This window comes from Mycobacterium sp. UM_Kg27, from assembly GCF_000972905.1.
In the GTDB taxonomy this organism is placed as follows: Bacteria; Actinomycetota; Actinomycetes; order Mycobacteriales; family Mycobacteriaceae; genus Mycobacterium.
The window spans coordinates 38,292-62,712 of record NZ_JRMM01000004.1; the positions used below are offsets into that span (position 1 = coordinate 38,292).

Sequence of the window (24,421 nt, forward strand, 5' to 3'; positions counted from 1 at the left end):
ATGGATTTCGCATTGCTGCCACCGGAGGTCAACTCCCTCCGGATGTATTCCGGCGCGGGCGCCGGCCCCATGCTCGCCGCGGCGTCATCCTGGGATGCGCTGGGCGCTGAGCTACACAGCGCCGGACTCGCCTACACCTCGGTGCTCACCGAACTGGGCTCCGGTTGGGCCGGCCCCAGCGCGCGGGCCATGGCCGCCGCCGCAGCACCGTACGCCCAATGGCTGCACACCGCCGCGATCCAGGCCGAGGAGACCGCCATCGCGGCCCGCGCCGCCACCGCCGCCTACGAGTCAGCTTTCGCCATGACGGTGCCGCCGCCGGTCGTCGCGGCCAACCGCAGCCTGCTGATGACTTTGGTCGCGACCAACTTCCTGGGCCAGAACACACCCGCTATCGCGACCACCGAGGCCCACTACTACGAGATGTGGGCCCAGGATGCCACCGCCATGTACGGCTATGCCGCCGGTGCCGCCGCCGCCGGCCGGCTGAGCCCGTTCAGGCAGCCGCCGCGCACCACCAACTCCGCCGCTACATCGGCTCAGTCAGCGGCCGTCATGCAGGCGGCCGCTACCAGCTCGGAGGGCCACGGCGAGGGCGTCATCACCACTTTGACCCATGCGCTGGAGTCCTCGTCCGCCCTGGCTGAGGCCATTGGTGCAGACGCAATCTTGATCAGCGAGCCCGCAATCGAGGTCGGCATCGCCGGTGTCGAGCTGGTTGTCGACTCGATGGGCACGTTCGGCGTCGACGCGCTTGGGACGTTCTTGATCGATGCGATGGGCGCCGCCGAGGTGGGCCAGGAATTGCTGCGTGCTGCGATGGCCGGTGCGCTGCCGGTCTCGGCCAATCTGGCCTCGGCGACCTCGATCAGCGGGCTGTCGGTGCCGCTGGCCTGGGCGGCGGCCGCACCGGCGGCGGTGGCGCCGCAGATAGGTATGTCGCTGGCGTCCGCCGGTACGGCCGCCGCCACCTCCGCTGTCCCGGCCGTGGCCGCCGGTGAGATGGTGATCCCAGCGGCAGGGATGGCCGCAGCCGGGGTGGCCGGGCGAGCCGGGGCCGGCGCCACCCAGGGGCACCGCATCCCGACCGCCGGTACCGTCACCCCGCCGCCGGTATCGCGGCCCAACCAGCTGCCGGAGTTGCCCGCGTCCTCGGCGTTCGCTCTGTTGATGGGCGCCGACATCGAGCTGCGCGAGCTGGCCGAACTGCGCAACGCCGGGATTCTCACGGCCGAGGAGTACGCGCTGGAGAAACGGAGTCTGGTCGGGCGTTAAAGCAGGTAGGCCTGCTCGGGTTGCGGCTCGACCGGTGCGATCAGCTCGGGCGAGTTGTTGCGCACGCTGTTGACCAAGGTCGAGACCTCACGCACCGCGATCCCGGCCACGTCCGGCGGGCGGGCCAGCAACGCGGTGTCGATCGCAGCGTCAGGATCCAGCCAAGCTTCCCAATGGTTTTCGGCCAGCAGTAACGGCATCCGGTCGTGAATGCCGGCCAGTTCCCCGACGGCCGCGGTGGTGATGATTACGACGCTGAGCAACGCGTCGGACAGCCGATCGGGGCGCCAGACCGACCACAGACCGGCCGCGTACAGCATCGCGCCGTCACCGTGGATATAGAACGGTTTCTTGCGACCTTGGGGCTCTGCGCGCCATTCGTAATAGCCGTCCATCGGCACCAGGCAGCGCCGCCGCTGCGCGGACGCGGAGAACGCCGGTGAGGTGGTGAGCTTGTCGGCACGGGCATTGATCAACAATGGGCCGCCCGGGGCCGGCGCCCCGTTCGGGCCGGCCTTGGTCCACGGCGGCACCAGTCCCCAGCGCATCTGCCGGAGCCGCCGAGTCGGTTGGTCACCGGGTTCATGCGGCGGTCCCAGCTTCGCCTCTCCTACGTCGAACCTCGCTGAACCACCGGGTTCATGCGGCGCCTGGGTGTGCCGGCTGACCAGGGTCGCGATGCCGTCGGTGGGGGCCACGTTGTAGTTCGGACCGGCGTCGACGCCGACCGGCATCTCGTTGATCGCATCGATACGCGTAGCCAGCAACGCCGGATCGATGGTTACCGCGAAACGCCCGCACATAGCTCCATGGTGACAGCTAATCGATCCGGGTGGCGGTGACCGCCCAGAACGGCATATGCACCAGGTTGTCCACCAGCAGCGGTTGCAGATAGGCGAACCGCTCGGCCAGCGCGCGGACACCTGCCACCAGGTCCTCGCGACCCATCGCCTCCATCACCGCGATCATGTCGGTGAAGGCAGTGGGTTCGAAAGTCCCTTGATAGGTCGTGGTGCCGACGTGCTCGATACGCCACCCGGCGGATTCGAGCAGCGGGCCGAAGCGCTCGGGCGAAAGCCCGTCCAACTGCCAGCCGTTGACGTTGTGGCGGCCGGCTTCGAACATGAACAACCGGGCTTGAGGCCTGGTCGCTCGGTGCAGGTTGCGCGCGTAGCGCAACTGAGCTTCTTCGTCGTCCTGGAACAGGTGGTAGAACGCGCTGTCGACCACGGTGTCGAACCGGTCGTCGAACCCGTCGAGGTCGACCGCGTCGGCCACCTGGAAGTTCACCGTCACACCGGCTTGGGCCGCGTTACGCTGCGCGACCGCGATAGCAGCCGGAGAATGGTCGAGCCCCGTGGTCGAATACCCATGGGCTGCATAGTGAATCGCGTGATGACCCGAGCCGGTTCCGGGGTCGAGGACTTCCCCGCGCAGCGCTCCGCACGCCACCAGTTGCTGCACCACCGGCTGCGGACGACCAATCTCCCACGGCTCGGGAGGACTTGCCGGTGGTGCGCCGCCGAGCTCGGTATCGCTGTTCATCGCCCACAACTGTGCGCGAGTCCGGTTAACGAAATCAGAACGCACGGTGTACGAACGGCGACAGTCGCCCAGATGATGGCAAGATCGCCGCTGTGCGCCTCTCCGTCCTCGATCTCACACCGGTCCGCACCGACCAGTCCACCTCGAATGCGCTGGCGGCAACGATGCGACTGGCGAAGATCGCCGACGAACTCGGCTACACCCGCTATTGGGTCGCCGAGCACCACAATATTCCCGCGGTAGCCGCCACCAGCCCGGCGGTGCTGACCGCGATGATCGCCGCCGCCACCTCACGTATCCGGGTGGGCTCGGGCGGGGTGATGCTGCCCAATCACGCTCCCCTGGCCGTGGCCGAGCAGTTCGCGCTGCTGGAGGCCGCCCATCCCGGCCGTATCGACCTGGGCATCGGACGCGCTTCCGGCGCCGACCTGGTGGCATCGACGGTGTTGCGGGGCGGGCGCGGCGACCACGACAACCAGGGCCTCAATGATTTCCCCGACAACCTCTCCGATGTGGTCGCCCTGCTGGGCAACGCGGGCGTATCGGTGCAACTGCCGGACCGCGACTACGTCCTGCGGTCGACGCCGTGCGCGGTGTCGAGGCCACGCGTGTACGTGCTGGGATCCTCGATGCAGTCGGCTCAAGTCGCCGCGGCTAAGGGACTGCCCTACGTATTCGGGCATCACCTGTTCGGCGAACACACCGACGAGGCACTGGCGCACTACCGATCGCAGTTCGTCCCGAGCGAGTTTGCCGACCAGCCGACCGCCTTTCTGACGGTCAACACCGTGGTTGCCGAAACACACGACGAGGCAATGGCTTTGATCCTTCCGTACCTGCGATTGCAGGCTCACACGGCGACCGGACATCCACCCGCCCGCCTGGAACTGGTCGAAGACGCCGAGCAGTCGACTCTGACGCCGCAGCAACAGCGCGTCGCGCAGGGCGAACTCTCACGCGCGGTGGTCGGCACGCCGGCCGAAGCGCTCGGACAGCTGCGGAAATTGGCCGACCGATTCGGCGTGGACGAGTTGATGCTCAACCCGGTCGCCTCAAGCCGGCGAGGCACCGCTGCCGCCAGCGCGCCGGGGCGTGAAGTCACGTTGCGGCTATTGGCCGACGCCGCGTCGGCAAAGTGAACAAGAGATGAAGACAAACCAACGCCAGAGGGCTGCTCGGTGAATGTTTCGGGTGCCTTTTCCAACTGTCAATGAACAACTGCTGACAGTCTCCGAAAAGTCCGCTTCCAGGCTGCGTGTCGGGTGTCAGATCGCATAACGTCGGCTCTGCGCCAAGGGCGTACGCGATCTGCGTAGCAATCGCGGAACTGGAAAGTCTTCTACGAGGAGCCTTCATGTCGTTCGTCACAACGCAGCCCGAAGCGTTGCTGGCCGCCGTCGCCAACCTGCGAACCATCGGTTCGTCGCTGGCCGCTCACAGCGCCGCTGCGGCAACACCCACCACCGGTGTGGTCCCGGCAGCCGCTGACGAGGTTTCCGCGCTGACCGCTGCCCAGTTCGCCGCTCACGGCCAGACCTACCAGGCCGTGAGCGCACAGGCTGTGGCCGTCCACGAAATGTTCGTCAACGCCCTGACCAACGGAGCCAACGCATACGCCGCTACTGAGGCTGCCAACGCAGCCGCGGCCGGTTAGGCGACGGCGATGAACTACTTGTCGTTGCCGCCAGAGGTGACCTCCACCATGATCTACTCCGGCCCCGGTTCGGAGCCGATGGTGGTGGCCTCCTCGGCCTGGAGCGCGCTTGCCGCTGAACTGAAAACCATTGCGGCCGAGTACCGGTCGGTCATCAATCTGTTGACCTCCGAAGAATGGCTGGGACCGGCATCAGCGGCGATGGCTACAGCGGCCGCGCCCTACGTGAACTGGATGGAACTCACCGCCGCGCAGGCCGAGCAGACCGCCGCTCAGGGCCGTTCCGCGGCAGCCGCCTACGAGGCGGCCCACGCCCAGACGGTTCCGCCGGTAGCCGTCACAGCCAACCGCCAGTTGCTACAGCAGTTGGTGGCCACCAACATCCTCGGGCAGAACACCCCGTCGATCGCGGCCACCGAAGCCGAGCACGGCGAGATGTGGGCACAAGACACCATGGCGATGTACGGCTATCAAGCCCAGTCCAGCGCCGCCACCGAACTGAGCGAGTTCACCTCGCCGCCGAATCCGACCAACCCGGGCTCGGAGGCCGGCCCTGCCACCAATGCCAACCAAGCGGCGCCGGCGTCGTCGGCCTTGCAGAACCTGTTCCGCCCGATGTCGGCCGAGAGCACGGGCAGTCCCGCCGGGGACATCCTCGACGACCCGAACTACCAACTGGGCGGCCAAGCCGTGGACATGGCCACGGGCCAGATCAGCATGTACTCGAACAACCTCTGTGCGGTCTGGCGCGGAATGAGCGGTCTCACCGGTCTTCAGAAGATGTTCGCCGATGGGGCGAAAGATGCAGCCAAGGCCGCCTCAGGTGCCGCCGACGCCGCCAAGGGCGCCGCTTCGGGCGCCGCGGGCGCTGCGAGCGCCGCTTCGGGTGCCGCTTCGGGCGCTGCTCGCGCCGCGGCGGGTGCCGCCGGCTCGCTCGGTGGGCTCTCGGTGCCGCCAAGCTGGACTGTTCCATCGGCGCCATTGACCGCCCTGGGCCCGGTATCGGGAGGAACGTGGCAGCCGATCGGCGGCGCCGCCGCCGGCGGAATCCTCGGCGGCTCCCCGATGGCTCCCCCGATGGGGATGGCGGGGATGCCGGCAGGAGCTGCGGGCGCCGCAGGCGCCGGCTTCAAGGGCTTCGGCGGGCCCCGCTACGGGAGCCAGCTAACCGTCATGCCGCGCCGTCCGTTCGGCGGATAGCGCCCAGGAGACTTGGTGATCGACTACGGGGCGCTGCCACCGGAGGTCAATTCCGCACGGATGTACGCGGGAGCCGGCTCCGGTCCACTGTTGGCAGCCGCGGGGGCCTGGGATGTCCTGGCCCAAGAGGTGAGCGTTACCGCTGCCGCGGTGGATATGACCATCGCAGATCTGACCAGTGGTCCGTGGCGTGGGCCGTCTGCAGCCGCCATGGCGGCTGCAGTGCTGCCCTTCACCACGTGGTTCAGGGCCACCGCCGGGCAGGCCGAGCTCGCGGCCTCCCAAGCCAGGGCCGCCGCGGCCGCTTTCGAAGCAGCGTTCGCAATGACGGTTCCTCCTCCCGTCGTACTGGCCAACCGAATCCAGCTGATGACGCTGGTTGCCACCAATTTCTTCGGTCAGAACACCCCGGCAATCGCAGTGACCGAAGCGCACTATGCGGAGATGTGGGCTCAGGATGCGACCGCGATGTACACCTATGCGGCCGGCTCCGCAGCGGCAACACAGATGTCCGAATTCACCTCACCGCCGCAGACCACCAACCCGGCCGGGCCCGCCGAACAGGCGGCCGCAACCAGCAACGCTGCTGGGAACTCGGCGGCCACGCAGGCGCTGAACCAGTCAATCGCCCAGGCCGGCACTGCCAGCGGGACACCCACCACGCCGGGCTCCCCGGTGCCTCCAGGCACCGGGGCCACGCCGCCTGGAGGCACCGTGCCGCCGTTGACCGCGTTCCTGCAGAAGGTCGTCAACACGATGAAGCCGCTAGACGACATGTGGAGGGACCCGCTGCACCCGGTGCGGTACGCGCATCCGATCGGTGAAGCTTTTAAAGGCTGGCAGCACGCCGGCTCCGGGCCAGCAGGTGTGCGGGACGTTCTCGCCGACGCGGCGAAGGCAGCCGAGAGCGCTGCCAAGAGTGCCGGATCCACCGCAATCAAATCGGGTTTCAGCCCCGCGATGCCGTCCGCCGCAGTGGGCAAGGGCATACAGGTCGGCGCCCTGTCGGTGCCGCAGAGTTGGCCCATTGCCCCTAGCACGGCCAATCAGGCTGCGGCAACGCTGGTCTCCAGCCGAATGGCCGCCGGGCCCGCTGAGATGCCCCGCGCCGCGATGGCAGGTATGGGCGGTCTGGCAGCGTTGCCGGCGGCCGCCGGCGGCGGCGGTGGGCCCACCGGCTTCCGGTTCGTTCCCCGATACGGCTACCGCCACCGGGTGATGAACCGGCCGCCCAGCGCCGGATAGGCGCTGGGCGCGTTCAGATCAACGCGCCCAGCAACGCGAGAGGCAGGATTCCCATGCCGACGGCCAGCGGGAGGCCGATGGCGTCGAGGAGATCACCGTCGGCCAACTCCGTGGCGAAGATGTCGAAGCTGACCTGGGGCAGGTTGAACAACAGCGCGGTGCCCACATCCAGCAGCGGAATGCCGGTATGGGGTGGGAAGGTGCCGAAAATGTCGTCCAGCGTGGGGAAGTACGAGAAGAAGTCCGCCGTCTGGGTGTCCGAGATCGCGTTGATGAAGCCCTCCATCTCCGCCATGAAGGCTGGCGGCGCGGTGGTCGGGTTCACGATCTCGTCGAAGAAGTCGGCGACGCCTTGCTGCCAGGCGTTGCTCAGCGCCTGCGGCAGCTCCTGCGCAAGCGCCGCCAGCGTCGCCGGATCCGGCAGGAATCCCAATGGCGTCGCCACATCGGCGGGTCCTTGACTCCAGCCGTGCTCGATATTGCCGTAGCCCAGGTTCACCAGGATGCGCGTGACCGGCTCGAACAGATCGTAAAGCGCCTGCCCCCCACTGCCGAAGAACAGCAGCGGATACAGCAACGGCAGTCCCTCGGCCGGAATCATGTAGTAGTTGGTCAACGAATCCGGCGATGCATTGGGAAGCAGGATCGCGTCATCGATCTGATCGGACGTCAGGCCCAGATAGGTGGTGTGCTGGAACGCAATTCCCAGGATCGCATTGAGAACCGACAAGAAGTTGAGCGGGTATTGCGGGAAGTCGGCAAAGCCGTCGTATTCCCGGTTGTAGACCTCGGTGGGGTACAGATCAGACGGTCCTGCCCCGCTGAACGTCAGCCCCAGACTCGGCAGGCTCACCGGCCCGAGTTCGGGCAGATTGAAGCGGGAGAGCATGCCACCGTTCGGCGCACTGACGTCGCCGATCATCACGAAACGCACGTAGTCACTGGGCACGCCTGCTTCCGCAAGCTGGTACTGCGCCATCGACTCGATGATGGCGCCCTGCGACCAGCCGAAAACGACGGCGGGGTTTTCCGCGCTGAGGTCTCCGTTCTGGTACTGAGCCATGATCGCCTCGTAGAGGGTCTGCTGGCCCTGCGCTACCGATTCATCCAGCGTTCCGCCGAACGGGCCCAAGAACGGGTAGAGCTGTTGGGGCATGGTGAGCACCTGCGTGGTGCCGGTGAAGCCGAGCGGCTCCAGATACATCGACGTAGCGGCGGCCACGTACGACGGCCCGGGCGTGGCCAACCCACTGCCGCCGATGATGAACGCCGTGCCGCCGCCCAGTGGCTGAGTCGCGATTTCATTGGCGGACAGGCGCAATCCCGGAATCTGCAGGGCGGCTGACGGCGCGGCCGCCGCCGTGGGTGCGATCAAACCCGCACCCACCACGGCGGTGGCAACAGCGCACAAGGGGCCGCGTACGTGACTCACTGGGTTCTCCTTCGGGCAGCCCGACCAGGCGTGCGCAGTGGTAGACGATAAACCGGCGCGGGAAGGGTCCGCTGCATGGCCTGCGCTCCTTTGCCGTGCGACGAGGCGGACTCTGCGCCCATGCGAAAGCTGTCGAGCAGCCTTGAATTACTCGAAAAGTAACATAGATAGCAAACGCACAATAGTGCGCTCTAAATTTTCCAGTGATGCAAAGTCGAGCAGGGCGGTCCCGAGATGATCAGGCCGGCTTGGCCGGTTTGACCATTTCGACCGACGGGTTGATGCCCGCCGGAAGATCACCGAATCGGCTGGCTACCACCGGAACCCAGATCTGGGCTCCGCGCTGGCCGCACTCGTTGCTTTCCACGGTGGCGACCATCGCGCCGTGCAGGACACCCGGAATGGTCGGCTCCAGGGTGAGCACCTGGGTGGTGATCTGACTGCCTTGGCGGCCGTCTACAGCTATACACGGCGCCTGCAATGTCTGTGGCTGCGACCGCCAGGAGTCACCGGTGTATTCCAGGGCCAATTCGTTGCCACCCGACGGCGTCGTCGCCGCTTTCCGGTGATCTTTCGAGTCCAGCATGATCGCCGATGCCGTGCACTCGGAGGTGTCACAGGACGACTTGACGGCCCACCAGGTGCTGACGTTGGGCGGCTGGGGGTTCGGGACGCCGTTGTACTTCTCGCCAGCCCGGTTGGCGTCGACGCGGTAAGTCCCCTCGAAAGCGGGCGCCTTGGGCGGTGGCGCCACGACCTCCGCGGGTGCTGTGCTGGCGGTGACCGACGCCGTGTCGGTCGGCTCCTCAGCCAGCAGGCGCGGGACGATCGCCGCAACCGATCCCACTACTGCCAGACCCAAGGGCACCAGGACAGCGGGTCGGGCCAGTTTCGACAGCCGGCTCGGCGGCGGTGCCGGCAGGGCGCGCGGAACGCCCCGCACGACGGTACTGGCGGAGTCGGACTTGTCATCGGAGTCCGGGTCGGCGAGCTGTTCGGCCAGGGCTGCGACGAAGTCCGAGCAGTCCCGGAATCGCTCGGCGGGGTCTTTGGCCAGCGCAGCGGCCAGCACATCGTCGAACTGTTGCAGCTCGGGACGCCGGTCGCTGAGCAGCGGCGGCGGGGTGTTCAGGTGATGACTGATCACCGTCACCGGGTTCTCGTGCTGATACGGCGGCATCCCGGTCAGCATCTGAAAGGTGGTAGCAGCCAACGCGTACTGGTCGGCACATTCCAGACCTTCGGCACCCATCAGTTGTTCGGGTGCGGCGTAGGCGACGGTGCCGATGGCAAGATTGCTGGCGGTCAGTCCGGTGGGTCCGCTCAGTTGCCGAGCGACGCCGAAGTCGGCCAGAACGGCGGTCAGAACTTCGTCGCCGTCCTCGGTCACCAAGATGTTGCTGGGTTTGACGTCGCGGTGCACCACACCCTGTCCGTGGGCGTAGTCCAGGGCATCGGCGATGCTCGCGACGATCGGGATGACGATCTGGGCAGGCATCCCGGCCGGGAACTTGCGGGTGATGAGCTCGCTGAGCGTCTCGCCCTCGATGTATTCCATCGAGAGCCACAACCGGCCGCGGTATTCGCCGCGATCATGCACGCGCACGATGTTCGGGTGCACCAGCACCGCGGCGGCTTCGGCCTCACGCCGGAACCGCTCCTCGTACTCATCGTCGGCACTCAAGGACCGGCGCAGAATCTTCACAGCTTCGCGTCGGGGCAGCCGGGGGTGCTGCGCAAGGTAAACCTTGCCCATCCCGCCGGCACCCAACAGTTTCAAGATGGTGTACTCAGCAAAAATCGAGCCCGCCGCCAGAGCCATGCCGCAGACACTAATGATGCTGGGTAAACAGTTGGGTGATACCAGGCAGCGAGCCGGCAAAGAACCCGATCGAGGCTCGCTGAACCGCCGGTACCAGCTCTGGAGGCGGACGCTGGCAGGATGAAACCGTGACGACTTGGCCGGCACCGACGCCCACCGCCCCTATCGACGCGACGGTGACCGTGCCCGGCTCGAAGTCGCAGACCAATCGTGCGCTGGTACTGGCCGCCCTGGCCGCAGCAAGCGGTGGCGGTGTCTCCACCCTCTCCGGCGCCCTGCGCAGCCGCGACACCGACCTGATGCTCGATGCTCTGCGCGGCCTGGGCCTGCGGGTTGAGGCGGTAGCTCACCATGTGACAGTCAGCGGCAAGATCGACCCTGAACCGAATCTCCGACTGAACTGTGGCCTCGCCGGCACCGTGCTGCGGTTCGTGCCGCCGCTGGCCGCGCTGGGCACCGTCACCGTCACGTTCGACGGGGACGAACAGGCCCGGGCCCGGCCGATCGCGCCGCTGCTGGATGCGATGCGCAGCCTGGGTATCGCGGTCGAGGGCGACGGCCTACCGTTCGGGATTCACGGCACTGGCTCCGTCGCGGGCGGCACCGTGGGGATCGACGCCTCCGCGTCATCGCAGTTCGTCTCCGGCCTGCTGCTGGCGTCCGCCGCGTTCGACGACGGGCTGACCGTGGTGCACACCGGGGCCACCCTGCCGTCCGCCCCGCATATCGCGATGACGGTCGCGATGCTGCGCCAGGCAGGTATCGACGTTGACGACGCCGTCCCGAACCGCTGGCGGGTCACCCCGGCGACGGCGACGCCCCGCAACTGGGAGATCGAACCCGACCTGTCCAACGCCACCCCGTTTCTGGCGGCCGCGGTGGTCACCGGTGGCCGCGTCCGTATCGCCGACTGGCCGGCCGTCGGCGTGCAGCCCAGCGGCGCCATCATCGAGATCTTCGGTGCGACCGGAGCCCGGGTGAGCCACGCCGATGCGCACCTGCAGGTGGAGGGCCCGAGCAGCTACGGCGGCTTCGACGTGGATCTGCGCGCCGTCGGCGAGCTCACCCCGACGGTGGCGGCACTGGCCGCTCTGGCCGCCCCGGGCTCGGTGTCACGACTGAGCGGCATCGCGCACCTGCGCGGGCACGAGACCGACCGGCTGGCCGCGCTGACGACCGAAATCAACCGGCTGGGCGGCGACAGTGTCGAGACGCCCGACGGCCTGCTGATCACCGCGACCCCGTTACACGGCGGAATCTGGCATTCCTACGCCGACCATCGGATGGCCACCGCCGGTGCGATCATCGGGCTTCGGGTCCCCGGTGTCGAGGTCGAGGACATCGAGACCACCGCCAAAACCCTGCCCGCATTCCCCCGGATGTGGGCGGACATGCTCGCCGACGCGGGGGCCGGCGCTTGAAACCGGAGGACTACGACGAATCCGACGTCAAAGTCCGCTCCGGCCGCGGCTCGCGGCCTCGCACCAAAATCCGTCCCGGGCACGCCGACGCCCAGTCGGCCATGGTGGTCAGCGTCGATCGCGGACGCTGGGGTTGTGTCCTAGACGGCCCCGACGGCCCGGCCGATCTTCAGGTCACCGCGATGCGCGCCCGCGAATTGGGTCGCACCCCGATCGTGGTCGGCGACCGCGTCGACGTGGTCGGCGACCTGTCCGGCCGGCCCGACACCCTGGCCCGCATCGTGCGGCGCAGACCACGACGAACCGTGTTGCGGCGCACCGCCGATGACACCGACCCCACCGAGCGGGTGGTGGTCGCCAACGCCGACCAGCTGCTGATCGTGGTCGCGCTGGCCGATCCCCCGCCACGGACGGGACTGGTCGATCGGGCGCTGATCGCCGCCTATGCCGGAGGACTGACGCCGATTCTGTGCCTGACCAAAACTGACCTGGCGGATCCGGCGCCCTTCGCCGGCCAGTTCGCCGACCTGGACCTCACGGTGGTCACCGCGGGCCGCGACGACCCGCTCGACGCGGTCGCCCCCCTGCTGCAATCCCAGGTGACGGTGCTCTTGGGACACTCCGGCGTCGGCAAATCAACCTTGGTGAATCGCCTTGTCCCCGAAGCTGATCGGGCTGTCGGACGGGTCACTGATATCGGCCGGGGGCGGCACACCTCCACCCAATCGGTGGCGCTGCGGCTGTCCGGCTCGGGTTGGGTGATCGATACCCCGGGGATCCGCTCGTTCGGCCTGGCCCACATCGCACCCGACGACGTGCTGCTGGCATTCTCCGACCTCGCTGAGACCATCGACGACTGTCCTCGCGGCTGTGGCCACCTGGGACCACCGGCCGATCCCGAATGCGCGCTGGACGATCTGACCGGCGTAGCGCAGCGCCGTGTCGAAGCGGCGCGCCGACTGCTGACGGTGCTGCGCGAGGGCTGACGGTCGCGGGGAACGCACCCATTGACCGCCCTCACATGGTGAACCGCGGGCCCAAAGTGAACGGCAGGCGTCATCGAATCAAACGCCTTCGGCCAGCCGATGAACATTGGTTCCGTACTGGTGAACAAAGGGTGTAGGCGCTTTTGTGGCCCGCGCCTCGCTCCCTAACCTGGCAATGTCCTGGAAGGTTCCTGCCAAGTCCCTGTACGTGATTGCAGGCGAAAAGGAGATAGACGTGTCGACCGTTGTTACACAGCCGGAGGTACTGGCCGCGAGCGCCCGAGAGCTGCAGGCCATCACCGCGGACATGCAAGCCGGAAACGCAGCGGCGGCTGCCCCCACCACCCAGATCACCCCCGCGGGCGCCGACCCGGTGTCGCTTCTGACAGCCACCACTTTCGCCGCGCATGCCGAGCTCTACCAGCAGGTCAGCGCCCAAGCCACGGCCATGCGGCAGATGCTGGAAATGGTGTTGAACATCAGCGCTCGTTCTTACGACGCCACCGAGGCCGCAAACGCGGCTGCGGTCTCCTAGAGCTAGGTCGACGCTATGGACTTCGGCACACTGCCGCCTGAGATCAACTCCGCACTGATGTACTCCGGCGCCGGCTCGGCGCCACTGTGGGCCGCTGCCCGCGCTTGGGAGACCCTCGGCGCCGAGATCTACACCACGGCCGCCAGTTACACGACTGTGCTGGCCGACCTGAGCGCGGACTGGCACGGGCCGGCTGCGGCCGCGATGGCGAAGGCGTTCGAACCGCACCTGGAGTGGCTCAACCGGGCCGCCGCGCAGGCTGAGCAGGTGGCAGCCCAAACGGGTGCTGCGGCCGCCGCTCACGATGCGGCTTTTGCCTCGACGGTTCCGCCGGCGGTGGTCGAGGCCAACCGCGAGACACTGATGTCATTGATGGCGACGAATGTCCTGGGGCAGAACACGCCGGCGATCGCGGCTACCGAAGCCGCCTACGGCGAGATGTGGGTGCAGGACGCCACCACCATGTATGGCTATGCCGGACAATCGGCAGCCGCATCGCAGTTGACGCCGTTCACGGCGCCGGCCCCCACCGTCAACCCGGCTGGGGTGGCAGCCCAGGAGGCCGCCGTTGCCCTTGCCGTCGGGACTGCAACCGCGACCGACGCCGAGACGCTGGCGTCCATGATCTCGACGTTGCCCGGTCAGCTCGGTAGCCTCGCCGGCCCAGCCGCATCCAACTTGATCGAAGATCTGCTCAATCCAATCACGTGGGACGGATCGACCATCACGTTCAACGGCATGCTCGGCGATCTGATGCGAGGCCTGACCGGATCGCCCACGCTGAGTGCGTCCAGCCCATTCGACATGTTCATCCGGATGGTGTCGCCCATGCGACTTTTCACCACCGCGTTCAAGGACATGGACGGCCTGTCGCATTCGCTGGTCCCCGCGACCAAAGCTGTCGAAAAGGTCGCCGAAGGCGCCGCCAAGGCAGCTGAAGGTGCCGCCAAGAGCGTCGGTGCCGGAGTCGCCGGAACCATCGGGCATGCCTCGCTGGTGGGCCCGCTGTCGGTGCCGCCGACCTGGGCCGCCGCGCTCCCCGCGGCCGCCGTCCACTCTGCCCCGGTCCAACTGGCCAGCTACGCCGGCTCCGCCGGGGTCGCGGCCGGCGAGGCCGGCCACAGTGCCCTAGGCGGGGTGCCGATGGCGGGTGCCGGTGGCGCCGGCGGCCGCGGCGGGTTCGGCGCCTTTGGCACCCCCCGCTACGGGTTCCGGCCGATGATGGTCGGGCGGCCGCCGTCTGGCGGCTGACCGGGCAAGATCCCGCTCCGTTCGCGTATGCCGCGCCCTGATTTGCTCGGGCGCGGCATACGCGAAGCCGGATCGAGCCAAACCCGGGATGAGCAGGCGACGGTCCCGCTAGCTGCTTTGGGTGAGGCGCCGCCTACCCCGACGCAGCAACGCGACGATGCAGCAACGCGACAGCGGCTCAGGCAGCCAGATCGACCTTCTTGTCACGACGCCAGCCCCGCACCGCCGAGATGGCAGTCTTGAGCCCGCGACGACGACCGGTCACCGGGTCGACGGGAGTGAATTCCGAACCCAGCTCGGCGAACATCCTCTCGCTGCGGGTCTCCGGTGCGTCATCGGCGGTGTCGCGCAGGAAGCGGTCCGGCAACGACAGTTTGGCGATGGTGCGCCAAGTCTTGGCGTACTGCACCAGAAACGGCCCGGAGGTATAGGGCAGGTCGTACTTCTCACACACCGCACGCACCCGCACCGCGATCTCGGGGTAGCGGTTGCTCGGCAGATCGGGGAACAGGTGGTGCTCGATCTGATGCGACAGGCTGCCGCTCATAAACCGCATCGGCTGCCCGGCGTCGATGTTGGCGCTGCCCAGTAGCTGCCGCAGATACCACTGCCCCTGTGACTCGCCGACCATGTCGGTCTTGGTGAATTTCTCTGCGCCGTCAGGGAAGTGGCCGCAGAAGATGATCGCATTGGCCCACAGGTTGCGGATCACATTGGCGATCGCATTGGCCTTCACCGTCGAGAGAAACGTTGCGCCGGGCGACAGCGAGGTCAGGGCCGGAAACGCCACGTAGTCCTTGAACACCTGCCGGCCGGCTTTGTCGCCGAACTCGCGCAGCCGGACCAGGGTCGCCTGGCGGCTGTCGCGGCCTTTGAAGATCTTGCCGATCTCCAAGTGCTGCAACGCGACTCCCCACTCGAACCCGATCGCCAACATGGCGTTGTAGAACAGGTTGAGCAGGTTGAAGCGCTGCCAGCGAGTGTCGCGAGTAACCCGAATTACGCCGTAACCCACATCGTCGTCCATGCCGAGGATATTGGTGTACTTGTGGTGGGCGAAATTGTGGGTGAAGCGCCAGTGCTTGGAGACACCGGCCATATCCCACTCCCAGCCGGTGGAGTGGATCTCCGGATCGTTCATCCAGTCCCACTGCCCATGCATGACGTTGTGGCCGATCTCCATGTTCTCGACGATCTTGGCCACGCCCAGGGTGGCGGTTCCGGCCCAGCGCGCCCAGCGCCGGTTACCGGCGGCCAGCAGCAGCCGGCCGCTCACCTCGAGCGCGCGCTGGGCGGCGATGGTGCGGCGGATGTACCGGGCGTCGCGCGCACCGCGGCTGGCCTCGACGTCGCGGCGGATGGCGTCCAGTTCTGCGGCGAGGTTCGCCACGTCGGCGTCGCTGAGGTGCGCGAACACCTCGACGTCGGTTACCGCCATCAGACCGCCTTTCAGAAACGCATCATCGTCTATACCTACGCTATCGTAACCTACGCTGCCGTAGGTTACCAGCGGGTAATCGTCAGACGTCTAGTTCGCAATCGCCGGCCGCTGTGCTGACGCAGGTCTGCACCCGGGTGCCCGGCTCATGATCTGCACCAGTGCGCAGATCGCGAACGTGTCCGCCCACCAGCGAGACCACACACGACTGGCAGATGCCCATCCGGCATCCGAACGGCATCGATACCCCGGCGCTCTCCCCGGCCTCGAGCAGCGTCGTCGCCGCGTCCGCCGTCACACTCTTGCCACTGGCCGCGAAGGTGACGGTGCCGCCGCCCCCGGCCGGCGCGTTGCGCGCCACCGCGAACCGCTCGACATGCAGTCGGTCGGCGACCCCGGACGCAGCCCAGACACGTTCGGCGTCGCCGAGCATCGCTGTCGGCCCGCAGGCCCAGGTCTGACGTTCGCGCCAGTCGGGCACCTCAGCGTCGAGGGTTTCCGGTCCGCGCAGCTCCAGCCGCCCCTGGTCTCGGGTAGTGCGCAACAGCAGCCGGTAACCCGGGTGATCCTGCGCCAAAGCGGCCAGCTCATCGGCGAACAGCGCGTCGGCCGCGGTGGGCGCCGAATGCAGGTGGACGACATCGGCGATGGGTCCGCGGCGGGCCAGCGACCGCAACATCGCCATGACCGGCGTGATCCCGGACCCGGCGGTGACGAATAGCACCGCGGCCGGTGCGGGGTCGGGCAACACGAACTCCCCCTGCGGCGCAGCCAGCCGCACCACGGTTCCCGGGGACACACCGTCCACCAGGTGGCTGGACAGAAACCCCTCCGGCATCGCCTTGACCGTGATGGATATGGTCCGCGCTCCGGTCACCGGCGGGGAGGTCAGCGAGTACGAACGCCAGCGCCAGCGTCCGTCGACCAGCAGGCCGATGCCGATGTACTGGCCGGCCCGATAGTCGAACTGAAAACCCCAGCCGGGCTTGATGGTCAGTGTCGCCGAATCCGCTGTCTCCCGTCGGACCTCCACCACCCGCCCGCGCAGTTCACGGGCCGACCACAACGGGTTGGCCAAGCGCAGGTAGTCGTCCGGCAGCAGCGGAGTGGTGATCTGTGTTGCGATGCGGCGCACAGCATTCCAGACCGGGTGACGGTCGGCACCGGCGGCGGTCGGCCGCTTGGTGTCGCCGATCTGCGCGACGATCGTCGAATGCTTCTTGCTCACGAAACTTCCCTGCTCGTATGCCGCGGTTTGATGAACCTACGGTACCGTAACCTCGTCCGGTCGGCATCAGAGCAGGTCGAGCAGGAACGGCAGTTCCTGGGTGGCGTACCAGGCCAGGTCGTGGTCCTGGGCGTCACCGACGGTCAGCTCGGCGTCCTCGTCGCCGAGGTCGGCGTCGTCGACCACCGCCAATGCCGCGAGTACGGCAGGTTCAGCCGCGGCGGTGTCCACATAAGCCGCAAGCACGTCACTCATCGCGACCGGCCCCGCCAACCGGACCACGGCGGCGTCCAGATCGGGGCGAACGGCGGCACCCTCGACCTCGGCAACCAGCACCGCCCGGCGGGTGGGTAACTTCGCACCGTCCGGATCGGCGTCCGCACCGGCCAGTAGCCGCAGCGAGGCCAGAGCCGCCTCTCCGATCGCCACCTCGGCCAGCTCGTCGTCGTCGCCGTGGGCGTAGGACTCCCGCAGTGCCGGGGTCACCGCGAACGCCGTCCCGCTGACCGGACGCAATGAGCCGTCGGCGACCAGTTGGGCCAGCATGGCCAGCGTCGCTGGGATGTATACCCGCATGAGCCAGACCTTAGCCTCAGGCACCGCCGCGATCGCGAGCGCGGCGAAGCCGGCGCTGGGGGCACTCCCCTACCTGCGGTGTGCGCCCACCCGCTCGCGGTGGACGGGTCACGCGTCGCCCAGCAGCGTGGCGGCGTAATCGTCCACGTAGCGGTAGAGACTGCGGTCGGGCCGCTCGTAAGAACCGGTGACGATGGGCTTCTTCGGCAGGCTGACCCGCTGGCGCTCCACCTCGCGATAGGGAATGGTCTGCAGCAGGTGCGCCATCATGTTCAGCCGCGCGTGGGTCTTCAGCTCCGACTCGACCAGGTACCAGGGGCTGGCCGCCGTGTCGGTGTGGGCCATCATCTCGTCGCGGGCCCGGGAGTAGTCCTCCCAGCGGCGCAGTGCCTCAAGATCCATCGGCGACAGCTTCCACTGCCGCAGCGGGTCGTTGCGCCGCTTGCGGAACCGGCGCAGCTGCTCGGTCTGCGAGACGGAGAACCAATACTTGCGCAACAGGATTCCGTCATCGATCAACAGTTGCTCGAAGACCGGGGCCTGCTTGAGGAACTGCGCATGCTCTTCGGGCGTACAGAATCCCATCACCTTCTCCACCCCGGCCCGGTTGTACCAGGATCGGTCGAAGAGCGTGATCTCACCACGCGCCGGCAGGTGCGCGACGTAGCGCTGGAAGTACCACTCCCCCCGCTCCCGCTCGGTGGGGGCCGGTAGCGCCGCGATCCGCACGGTGCGCGGACTCAGATACTCCGTGATGCGCTTGATGACACCGCCCTTGCCTGCGGCGTCACGGCCCTCGAAGAGAACCACCACGCGGGTGCCGGTATCGCGGACCCATTCCTGGAGTTTGACGAATTCGCTTTGCAGACGCAGTAATTCCTTCTCGTACACGTCGTTGGCGAGCCGTCGCGTAGCGGCTTCGAACTCGTCCTCGCTCACTGTGCTGCCTCCAGCAGTTCGGCCAGCGCTTCGTCCAGCAGTGCTGAGACCATTCCTACGTCACTCATCGCCTTGCGGTCGGCATTGACGCCGAAATACAGGGTCCCGTTGTAAGACGTCACTCCGATGGTCAACGCCTTGTTCGGCAACAGCGGCGGCACACTGTAAGTCTCGAGCAGCTTCGCGCCGCAGACGTAGAGCTGCCGCTGAGCACCCGGCGCGTTGGTGATCAGCAGGTTGAACACCCGCCCGGAGAATCCGGCGAACGCGGCCGCGACCCGGAGACCCATCGCGTGCAGAGTTGGTGGGGCGAACCCCGCCACGGTCAAGATGGTGCGGGCATCAACCAGCCCGGTCGCGGTGGGATGCGATTCGGTGGCATAAGCGATCTGCGAAAGCCGGACGACCGGATTCGGTTCGCCGACCGGAAGATCCACCAGGAACGGTGTCACGGCACCGATCGGCTGACCCGCGGAGTCGAACTCGTGGTCGGGATACACCGACAACGGTGCCAACGCCCGTACAGTGCGCGTCGATCCGACCGGTTCGCCGCGGGCCAACAGCCAGTTCCGCAGCGCCCCGGTGATCACCGCGAGCACCACATCGTTGATGGCGCAGTCATAGCGGGCCCGCACCGTCCGGTAATCCTCGAGCGAACCCCTCGCCACCGTGAACAGACGGTTCTGCGAGACCTGGGTGTTGAGCGGGCTTTGCGGGGCCGCGCCGCGCGCGATGGCCCGGACGGTATCGAACGCCTTGCGGCCTGCCCACGACAACGGGCTGCCGACCGTCGATCCCACCGCCTGTAGTTGGGCCCGCGGAGCCGCCACCCAGTCCCCGACCGCACCGAGCACCAATTCGACGGCGCCGGGCTCGTCGCGCGGCACCCAGATGTCTTCATCGAAAGGCGGCGGACGCTGAGTCCGGTCGACCAGGACATGCCCCAACGCCGGCGCCGCCATACCGTGGACCAGCGCTTGGTGCGACTTGATGTAAATCGCGATCCGGTTGTCGGCCAACCCCTCGATCAGGTAAGTCGCCCACAGTGGTCGGGAGCGATCCAGCGGTTGTTGACTCAGCCGAGCGACCAGCTCGTGCAGCTGGCGCTCGCTTCCCGGAGACGGCACCGCGAGATGCCTTACGTGGTAGGTGATGTCGAACTCGTGGTCGTCCACCCAGACCGGACGGGCCAGGCTCATAGTGACTTCGCGGATCTTCTGCCGGTACCGCGGGATCTGCGGCAGCCGCTGCTCGATGGTCTCCATCAGCTTGTCGTAGCCCAGGCCACCTCGCGGATTACGCAGAATGAACAGCGACTGCACATACATCGGCGTCGTGGTGTTCTCCAGGCGGTAGAAATTGGCTTCCGACGCCGATAGCCGGTTCACCATCGTTGCCCGTCCTCCCTGCTGGCTCGATCCGGCCGGGTACTGCACCAGCCCCGGATCGGAGAAAAACACTGCCGCTCACGGTAGCCCGCCGCCGGGCCGCGCCGCACGCGGATACGCCGCAGCCGCAATTGTGCGATGATCGCCGCACACACCCTGCCACTCTCCAGCAGGCCCGCCGACCGGACCTACCTTGGAGAGCTGCCGTGCCCACCGATCCCACTGCGTCCCCGCGCTCGGCCGTCGCGCCGTTGCTCGACTACGAACCGCCTGCCCGTCCGACCATGCCGAACCGGTCCGCACATCCGCCCGCGCCGGCGCCGTCGGTCCGGCCGCGCCCGGGGCATCCCCCGAGGACGCGACCCGGTCGACCCGCGCACAAGGCGTTACCGGCGACGTTGCGCTCGGCCGCGGTGTTCGCCGACGCCGCGCTGCGCCGGGTCCTGGAAGTGGTGGACGGACGCCGGCCGTCGACGCATCTGCATCCGCTGCTCGCCACCGGACTGGCCGACTCGGTGGCGTCGGCCCGCCCGGCGCCACCGGCGGGCCGGCTCGAGCCGGCAACCCTGCAGCGAGTGCGTGTGCAACCGGCAGGTTCAGGCGAACCGGCCAGCGCGGTAGAGGTTTTCGGTACCTACCGGCGCGGACGACGCACGCATGCACTGGCCTGCCGCGTCGAGCCCATTCCGCGGACCGGAAACGGCACAGTTTGGCGGATCGTCGCCCTGCACATCGGCTAGCGCCGATCCGCACCGCGGGGGACGGGTCGGCGCCATCGGCTGTGGCTCAGCGCCTCAGCTCTTGCGTGGCACCTTCGGCAGCCGAGAGCCGCGGCTTTCGCGGCGGGCCGCTTCGCGCCGTTCCCGGCGAGACGTCGCGCCTGCGGGTTGCAGGTCGCCGGCGCGCCGCACCTGCGCGGAGCCGTCCTCGTCGGGACCCGTATAGGTCAGCCCGTCCGCACCGTCGGCTCCGTCAGCGCCGTTGGCGCCGTCGATTCCCTTGGCGCGCAACCCGAACTCCGCCAACCCCTCGGGGGCATCCACCGGCGCGACTGCCTGCTTCGGGACGGCCTCGACGGCGACGTTGAACAGGAAGCCGACCGACTCCTCCTTGAGCCCGTCGAGCATGCCGCGGAACATGTCGAAGCCTTCCCGCTGGTACTCGACCAGTGGGTCGCGCTGCGCCATCGCCCGCAGTCCGATGCCCTCCTTGAGGTAGTCCATCTCGTAAAGGTGCTCGCGCCACTTGCGGTCCAAAACGCTAAGCAGCACACCGCGTTCCAGCTCCCGCATGGCGCCGGCGCCGGCGGTCTCGTCGACCTGGGCCTCCCGCACCGCATAGGAGTTCTCGGCGTCGGCGAGCAGCGCCGCGAGCAACTCTTCGCGGGTCAGATCGTCCGCCTCGCCGATGTCGTCGGCGTGCAGCAGTTCGTGATAGTCGATCCCCACCGGGTACAGCGTCTTGAGCGCCGTCCACAGCTGCTCCAGGTCCCAGTCCTCGGCGTAGCCCTCGGCGGTGGCACCGTCGACGTAGGCGGTGATCACGTCGACGAGCATGTCGTGGGCCTGCTCAGCGAGGTTCTCGCCGTCGAGGATGCGGCGGCGTTCGGCGTAGATCACCTTGCGCTGCTGGTTCATCACCTCGTCGTACTTCAGCACGTTCTTACGGATCTCGAAGTTCTGCTGCTCGACCTGGGTCTGGGCGCTCTTGATCGCCCGGGTGACCATCTTGGCCTCGATCGGCACGTCGTCGGGCAGGTTCAGCCGGGTCAGCAGCGACTCCAGTGCCGCGCCGTTGAACCGTCGCATCAGCTCGTCGCCCAGCGACAGGTAGAACCGCGACTCACCCGGGTCACCCTGTCGGCCGGACCGGCCGCGCAGCTGGTTGTCGATACGCCGCGACTCGTGACGCTCGGTGCCCAGCACGTACAGGCCGCCGGCCTCGATCACTTCCTCGGCCTCGGCGGCTGCCTCCTCCTTGATCGCGTTGAGCGCCTCGTCCCAGGCGGCTTCGTACTCATCCGGGGTCTCGACCGGGTCCAGGCCCTGACTGCGCAGCCGCTGGTCGGCGAGGAAGTCGACGTTGCCGCCGAGCACGATGTCGGTGCCGCGCCCGGCCATGTTGGTGGCCACCGTGATGGCGCCGCGCCGGCCCGCCTCGGCGATGATGTGCGCCTCACGCTCATGCTGCTTGGCGTTGAGCACGTTGTGCGGGACACGGCGCTTGGTCAGCTGCTTGGACAGATACTCCGAGCGCTCCACGCTGGTGGTGCCGATCAGCACCGGCTGGCCCTTTTCGTAGCGCTCGGCGACGTCGTCGACGACCGCGAGGAACTTGGCCTCCTCGGTCTTGTAGATGAGGTCGATCTGGTCGATGCGCGCCATCGGCTTGTTGGTCGGGATCGGAACCACGCCCAGCTTGTAGATCTCGTGCAGCTCGGCAGCTTCGGTCTCGGCGGTGCCGGTCATGCCGGCGAGCTTGTCGTAGAGCCGGAAGTAGTTCTGCAGGGTGATGGTGGCCAGGGTCTGGTTCTCGGCCTTGATCTCCACCCGTTCCTTGGCCTCGATGGCCTGGTGCATGCCCTCGTTGTAACGCCGACCCACCAGCACGCGGCCGGTGAACTCATCAACGATGAAGACCTCGCCGTTGCGGACGATGTAGTCCTTGTCGCGGTTGAACAGCTCCTTGGCCTTCAGAGCGTTGTTGAGGTAGCTGACCAGCGGCGAGTTGGCGGCCTCGTAGAGGTTCTCGATGCCGAGCTGGTCCTCGACGAACTCCACCCCGACCTCGTGCACACCGATGGTGCGCTTGCGCAGGTCCACCTCATAGTGGACGTCCTTCTCCATCAGCGGCACGATCCGGGCGAACTCGGAGTACCAGTTGGAGCTGCCGTCAGCGGGACCGGAGATGATCAACGGGGTGCGGGCCTCGTCGATCAGGATGGAGTCGACCTCGTCGACGATGGCGAAGTTGTGCGGCCGCTGCACCAGCTGTTCGAGCGAGTGCGCCATATTGTCGCGCAGGTAGTCGAAGCCGAACTCGTTGTTGGTGCCGTAGGTGACATCAGCGTTGTAGGCAACGCGCCGCTCGTCCGGGGTCATCTGCGACAAGATCACCCCGACCTCCAGGCCGAGGAAGCGGTGCACTCGGCCCATCCACTCGCTGTCGCGCTTGGCCAGGTAGTCATTGACCGTGACGACGTGCACGCCCTTGCCGGAGATCGCGTTGAGGTACGCCGGAAGCACACAGGTCAGGGTCTTGCCCTCACCGGTCTTCATCTCGGCGACGTTGCCGTAGTGCAGTGCCGCGCCACCCATCAGCTGCACGTGAAACGGGCGCTGGGTCAGCACCCGCCACGCCGCCTCACGGGCCACCGCGAATGCCTCCGGCAGCAGGTCGTCGAGGGATTCGCCGTCGGCGTGCCGCTGACGGAATTCGTCGGTCTTGGCCCGCAGCTCCGCGTCGGTGAGCGCTTCGACGTCCCCGGAGAGGGTGTCGATGTAGTCCGCGACCTTCCGGAGCCGTTTGACCATGCGGCCTTCACCAAAACGCAGCAACTTGGACAGCACGGCTATGTCCCCTACTCAGTCTTCGGCATTACGAGCGTCACCCATGGTAGGTGACACCGTTACCGAAGGCGGCAATGCGCCGCCCACGCAGCTCGGAACGGCAGTGCTCAGACCAAACGAATCAAGCCGTAGTCGTAGGCGTGCCGTCGGTAGACCACCGACGCCTGGTCGGTCTCCTTGTCCTGGAACAGGAAGAAATCGTGGCCGACGAGCTCCATCTCGTAGAGCGCGTCGTCGACCGACATGGGCGTCGCGGCGTGTTCTTTGGTGCGCACGATCTGGCCGGGCTCATGCTCGTGGCCGCTACTGTGCCCGACCTCCTCACGGTGGTCGGGTTCGGCGGTGCCGTCCCGGTTGAATGCGCTGGCGAGGAACTCCGGGTCCAAATTGGTGGCACCGGTGGCCTCCGCTACCGACAGCGGGGTCTTGTCGCCGTACGAGACATTGCGACGGCCCTTGTCGCGGCGCAACCGGCTCTCCAGTCGATCGATCGCAGCCTCGAATGCGGCATAGAAACTGTCGGCGCGGGCCTCCCCGCGGACCACCGGGCCGCGTCCGTGCGCGGTGATGTCGATCTGCTGGCAGGATTTTCGCTGGCGTCGATTATTGGCGTGCTTGAGCTCGACATCGAACAGGCGAATCGAGCGGTCCAACCGCTCCACGCGGGCCAGCTTCTGCGCGACGTAAACCCGGAAATGGTCTGGAATCTCAACATTACGACCCTTGACCACGATCTCGGCGCCCGACTGATCCGGCCGCTCCTCCACGTCGACTGACGCCGGGCTGGTTTCCACAAATTGATTTGCCATGCTCGACACTCTCCTGTCGTCTCGACCACGTTCCTTCAAGGTCCCCCGTCCCTTGATGACGACCGTAGCCATGCCGCCGGAGAGATGCCACCGGTTTGGCGCACCCGT

21 protein-coding genes are annotated in these 24,421 nt (G+C 67.4%); 10 read left to right on the plus strand and 11 right to left on the minus strand.

Annotation, left to right across the window (positions count from 1 at the left end; genetic code table 11):
- Positions 1-1,275: a PPE domain-containing protein gene (locus LI94_RS01370; protein WP_046300059.1), complete on the plus strand. Its 1,275-nt coding sequence runs from the start codon at positions 1-3 to the stop codon at positions 1,273-1,275.
- Here LI94_RS01370 and LI94_RS01375 read toward each other — a convergent pair.
- Together LI94_RS01375 and LI94_RS01380 are read right to left on the minus strand one after the other, a co-directional pair.
- Positions 1,272-2,078, minus strand: a complete 807-nt coding sequence (locus LI94_RS01375) for an SOS response-associated peptidase (protein ID WP_046300060.1) — start codon at positions 2,076-2,078, stop codon at positions 1,272-1,274. The two genes, LI94_RS01370 and LI94_RS01375, sit on opposite strands and share 4 nt — an antisense overlap.
- 16 nt (positions 2,079-2,094) lie before the next feature.
- Complete coding sequence (locus LI94_RS01380) at positions 2,095-2,820, minus strand: class I SAM-dependent methyltransferase (RefSeq protein WP_024443638.1); 726 nt, start codon at positions 2,818-2,820, stop codon at positions 2,095-2,097.
- 92 nt (positions 2,821-2,912) lie between these two features.
- Here LI94_RS01380 and LI94_RS01385 point away from each other — a divergent pair, with 92 nt between their 5' ends.
- The 4 genes from LI94_RS01385 to LI94_RS25020 all read left to right on the plus strand — a co-directional run bounded on the left by LI94_RS01385 (position 2,913) and on the right by LI94_RS25020 (position 6,919).
- On the plus strand, positions 2,913-3,959 hold the full coding sequence (locus LI94_RS01385; RefSeq protein ID WP_046300061.1) for an LLM class flavin-dependent oxidoreductase: 1,047 nt from the start codon (positions 2,913-2,915) through the stop codon (positions 3,957-3,959).
- A gap of 215 nt (positions 3,960-4,174) precedes the next feature.
- Complete coding sequence (locus tag LI94_RS01390) at positions 4,175-4,474, plus strand: PE family protein (protein ID WP_024443636.1); 300 nt, start codon at positions 4,175-4,177, stop codon at positions 4,472-4,474.
- A gap of 9 nt (positions 4,475-4,483) precedes the next feature.
- Positions 4,484-5,674, plus strand: a complete 1,191-nt coding sequence (locus tag LI94_RS01395; RefSeq protein WP_046300062.1) for a PPE family protein — start codon at positions 4,484-4,486, stop codon at positions 5,672-5,674.
- A 15-nt stretch (positions 5,675-5,689) separates the two neighbouring features.
- Positions 5,690-6,919, plus strand: coding sequence for a PPE family protein (locus LI94_RS25020; protein ID WP_046300077.1), 1,230 nt, complete (start codon positions 5,690-5,692; stop codon positions 6,917-6,919).
- 13 nt (positions 6,920-6,932) lie between these two features.
- On the opposite strand, the gene LI94_RS01405 is transcribed toward LI94_RS25020, so the two are convergent.
- Together LI94_RS01405 and LI94_RS01410 are read right to left on the minus strand one after the other, a co-directional pair.
- On the minus strand, positions 6,933-8,351 hold the full coding sequence (locus LI94_RS01405) for a PE-PPE domain-containing protein (protein ID WP_152664724.1): 1,419 nt from the start codon (positions 8,349-8,351) through the stop codon (positions 6,933-6,935).
- Positions 8,352-8,589: 238 nt separating this feature from the next.
- Entirely contained in the window at positions 8,590-10,173 is a 1,584-nt protein-coding gene (locus LI94_RS01410) for a serine/threonine-protein kinase (protein ID WP_046300063.1), read from the minus strand.
- Positions 10,174-10,301: 128 nt separating this feature from the next.
- Between LI94_RS01410 and aroA the strand changes: the two genes are divergently transcribed.
- From aroA to LI94_RS01430, 4 genes are all read left to right on the plus strand, one after another.
- Positions 10,302-11,594: a 3-phosphoshikimate 1-carboxyvinyltransferase gene (gene aroA / locus LI94_RS01415; RefSeq protein ID WP_046300064.1), complete on the plus strand. Its 1,293-nt coding sequence runs from the start codon at positions 10,302-10,304 to the stop codon at positions 11,592-11,594.
- Positions 11,591-12,580 carry a ribosome small subunit-dependent GTPase A gene (rsgA, locus tag LI94_RS01420; protein ID WP_024443630.1) on the plus strand — a complete coding sequence of 330 codons (990 nt, stop codon included), beginning with the start codon at positions 11,591-11,593 and terminating at the stop codon, positions 12,578-12,580. Before aroA ends, rsgA begins: the two co-directional genes overlap by 4 nt.
- 235 nt (positions 12,581-12,815) lie before the next feature.
- Positions 12,816-13,115, plus strand: coding sequence for a PE family protein (locus LI94_RS01425; RefSeq protein WP_024443629.1), 300 nt, complete (start codon positions 12,816-12,818; stop codon positions 13,113-13,115).
- Positions 13,116-13,130: 15 nt separating this feature from the next.
- Complete coding sequence (locus tag LI94_RS01430; protein WP_024443628.1) at positions 13,131-14,366, plus strand: PPE family protein; 1,236 nt, start codon at positions 13,131-13,133, stop codon at positions 14,364-14,366.
- A 178-nt stretch (positions 14,367-14,544) separates the two neighbouring features.
- On the opposite strand, the gene LI94_RS01435 is transcribed toward LI94_RS01430, so the two are convergent.
- The 5 genes from LI94_RS01435 to LI94_RS01455 all read right to left on the minus strand — a co-directional run bounded on the left by LI94_RS01435 (position 14,545) and on the right by LI94_RS01455 (position 19,938).
- Entirely contained in the window at positions 14,545-15,804 is a 1,260-nt protein-coding gene (locus LI94_RS01435; protein ID WP_046300065.1) for a fatty acid desaturase, read from the minus strand.
- A gap of 82 nt (positions 15,805-15,886) precedes the next feature.
- Complete coding sequence (locus LI94_RS01440; RefSeq protein WP_046300066.1) at positions 15,887-17,032, minus strand: ferredoxin reductase; 1,146 nt, start codon at positions 17,030-17,032, stop codon at positions 15,887-15,889.
- Between the two features lie 66 nt (positions 17,033-17,098).
- The gene (locus LI94_RS01445; RefSeq protein WP_046300067.1) at positions 17,099-17,608 is read right to left on the minus strand and encodes a hypothetical protein; all 510 of its coding nucleotides are present in this window, start codon (positions 17,606-17,608) and stop codon (positions 17,099-17,101) included.
- Positions 17,609-17,716: 108 nt separating this feature from the next.
- A complete protein-coding gene (gene ppk2, locus LI94_RS01450) occupies positions 17,717-18,547 on the minus strand; it encodes a polyphosphate kinase 2 (RefSeq protein ID WP_024443624.1) in 831 nt (276 codons plus the stop codon).
- Positions 18,544-19,938 (minus strand): wax ester/triacylglycerol synthase family O-acyltransferase, encoded by a 1,395-nt coding sequence (locus LI94_RS01455; protein ID WP_024443623.1) that lies wholly within the window; start codon positions 19,936-19,938, stop codon positions 18,544-18,546. Before LI94_RS01455 ends, ppk2 begins: the two co-directional genes overlap by 4 nt.
- 203 nt (positions 19,939-20,141) lie before the next feature.
- On the opposite strand from LI94_RS01455, the gene LI94_RS01460 reads away from it, so the two are divergent.
- Complete coding sequence (locus tag LI94_RS01460) at positions 20,142-20,675, plus strand: Rv3235 family protein (RefSeq protein WP_046300068.1); 534 nt, start codon at positions 20,142-20,144, stop codon at positions 20,673-20,675.
- Positions 20,676-20,729: 54 nt separating this feature from the next.
- Here the strand turns inward: LI94_RS01460 and secA are convergent, their stop codons facing one another.
- Both secA and raiA read right to left on the minus strand, forming a co-directional pair.
- Entirely contained in the window at positions 20,730-23,504 is a 2,775-nt protein-coding gene (gene secA / locus LI94_RS01465; protein WP_024443621.1) for a preprotein translocase subunit SecA, read from the minus strand.
- 107 nt (positions 23,505-23,611) lie between these two features.
- On the minus strand, positions 23,612-24,313 hold the full coding sequence (raiA, locus tag LI94_RS01470) for a ribosome-associated translation inhibitor RaiA (protein WP_036458583.1): 702 nt from the start codon (positions 24,311-24,313) through the stop codon (positions 23,612-23,614).
- Positions 24,314-24,421: the final 108 nt, after the last annotated feature.

Excerpts from the sequence above, each read along its gene's own strand:
- LI94_RS01370 (WP_046300059.1), top strand. The coding sequence starts at position 1 with ATGGATTTCGCATTGCTGCCACCGGAGGTCAACTCCCTCCGGATGTAT.
- LI94_RS01375 (WP_046300060.1), bottom strand. The coding sequence starts at position 2,078 with ATGTGCGGGCGTTTCGCGGTAACCATCGATCCGGCGTTGCTGGCTACG.
- LI94_RS01380 (WP_024443638.1), bottom strand. The coding sequence starts at position 2,820 with ATGAACAGCGATACCGAGCTCGGCGGCGCACCACCGGCAAGTCCTCCC.
- LI94_RS01390 (WP_024443636.1), top strand. The coding sequence starts at position 4,175 with ATGTCGTTCGTCACAACGCAGCCCGAAGCGTTGCTGGCCGCCGTCGCC.
- LI94_RS01395 (WP_046300062.1), top strand. The coding sequence starts at position 4,484 with ATGAACTACTTGTCGTTGCCGCCAGAGGTGACCTCCACCATGATCTAC.
- LI94_RS01410 (WP_046300063.1), bottom strand. The coding sequence starts at position 10,173 with ATGGCTCTGGCGGCGGGCTCGATTTTTGCTGAGTACACCATCTTGAAA.
- LI94_RS01430 (WP_024443628.1), top strand. The coding sequence starts at position 13,131 with ATGGACTTCGGCACACTGCCGCCTGAGATCAACTCCGCACTGATGTAC.
- LI94_RS01435 (WP_046300065.1), bottom strand. The coding sequence starts at position 15,804 with ATGGCGGTAACCGACGTCGAGGTGTTCGCGCACCTCAGCGACGCCGAC.
- LI94_RS01445 (WP_046300067.1), bottom strand. The coding sequence starts at position 17,608 with ATGCGGGTATACATCCCAGCGACGCTGGCCATGCTGGCCCAACTGGTC.
- LI94_RS01455 (WP_024443623.1), bottom strand. The coding sequence starts at position 19,938 with ATGGTGAACCGGCTATCGGCGTCGGAAGCCAATTTCTACCGCCTGGAG.
- raiA (WP_036458583.1), bottom strand. The coding sequence starts at position 24,313 with ATGGCAAATCAATTTGTGGAAACCAGCCCGGCGTCAGTCGACGTGGAG.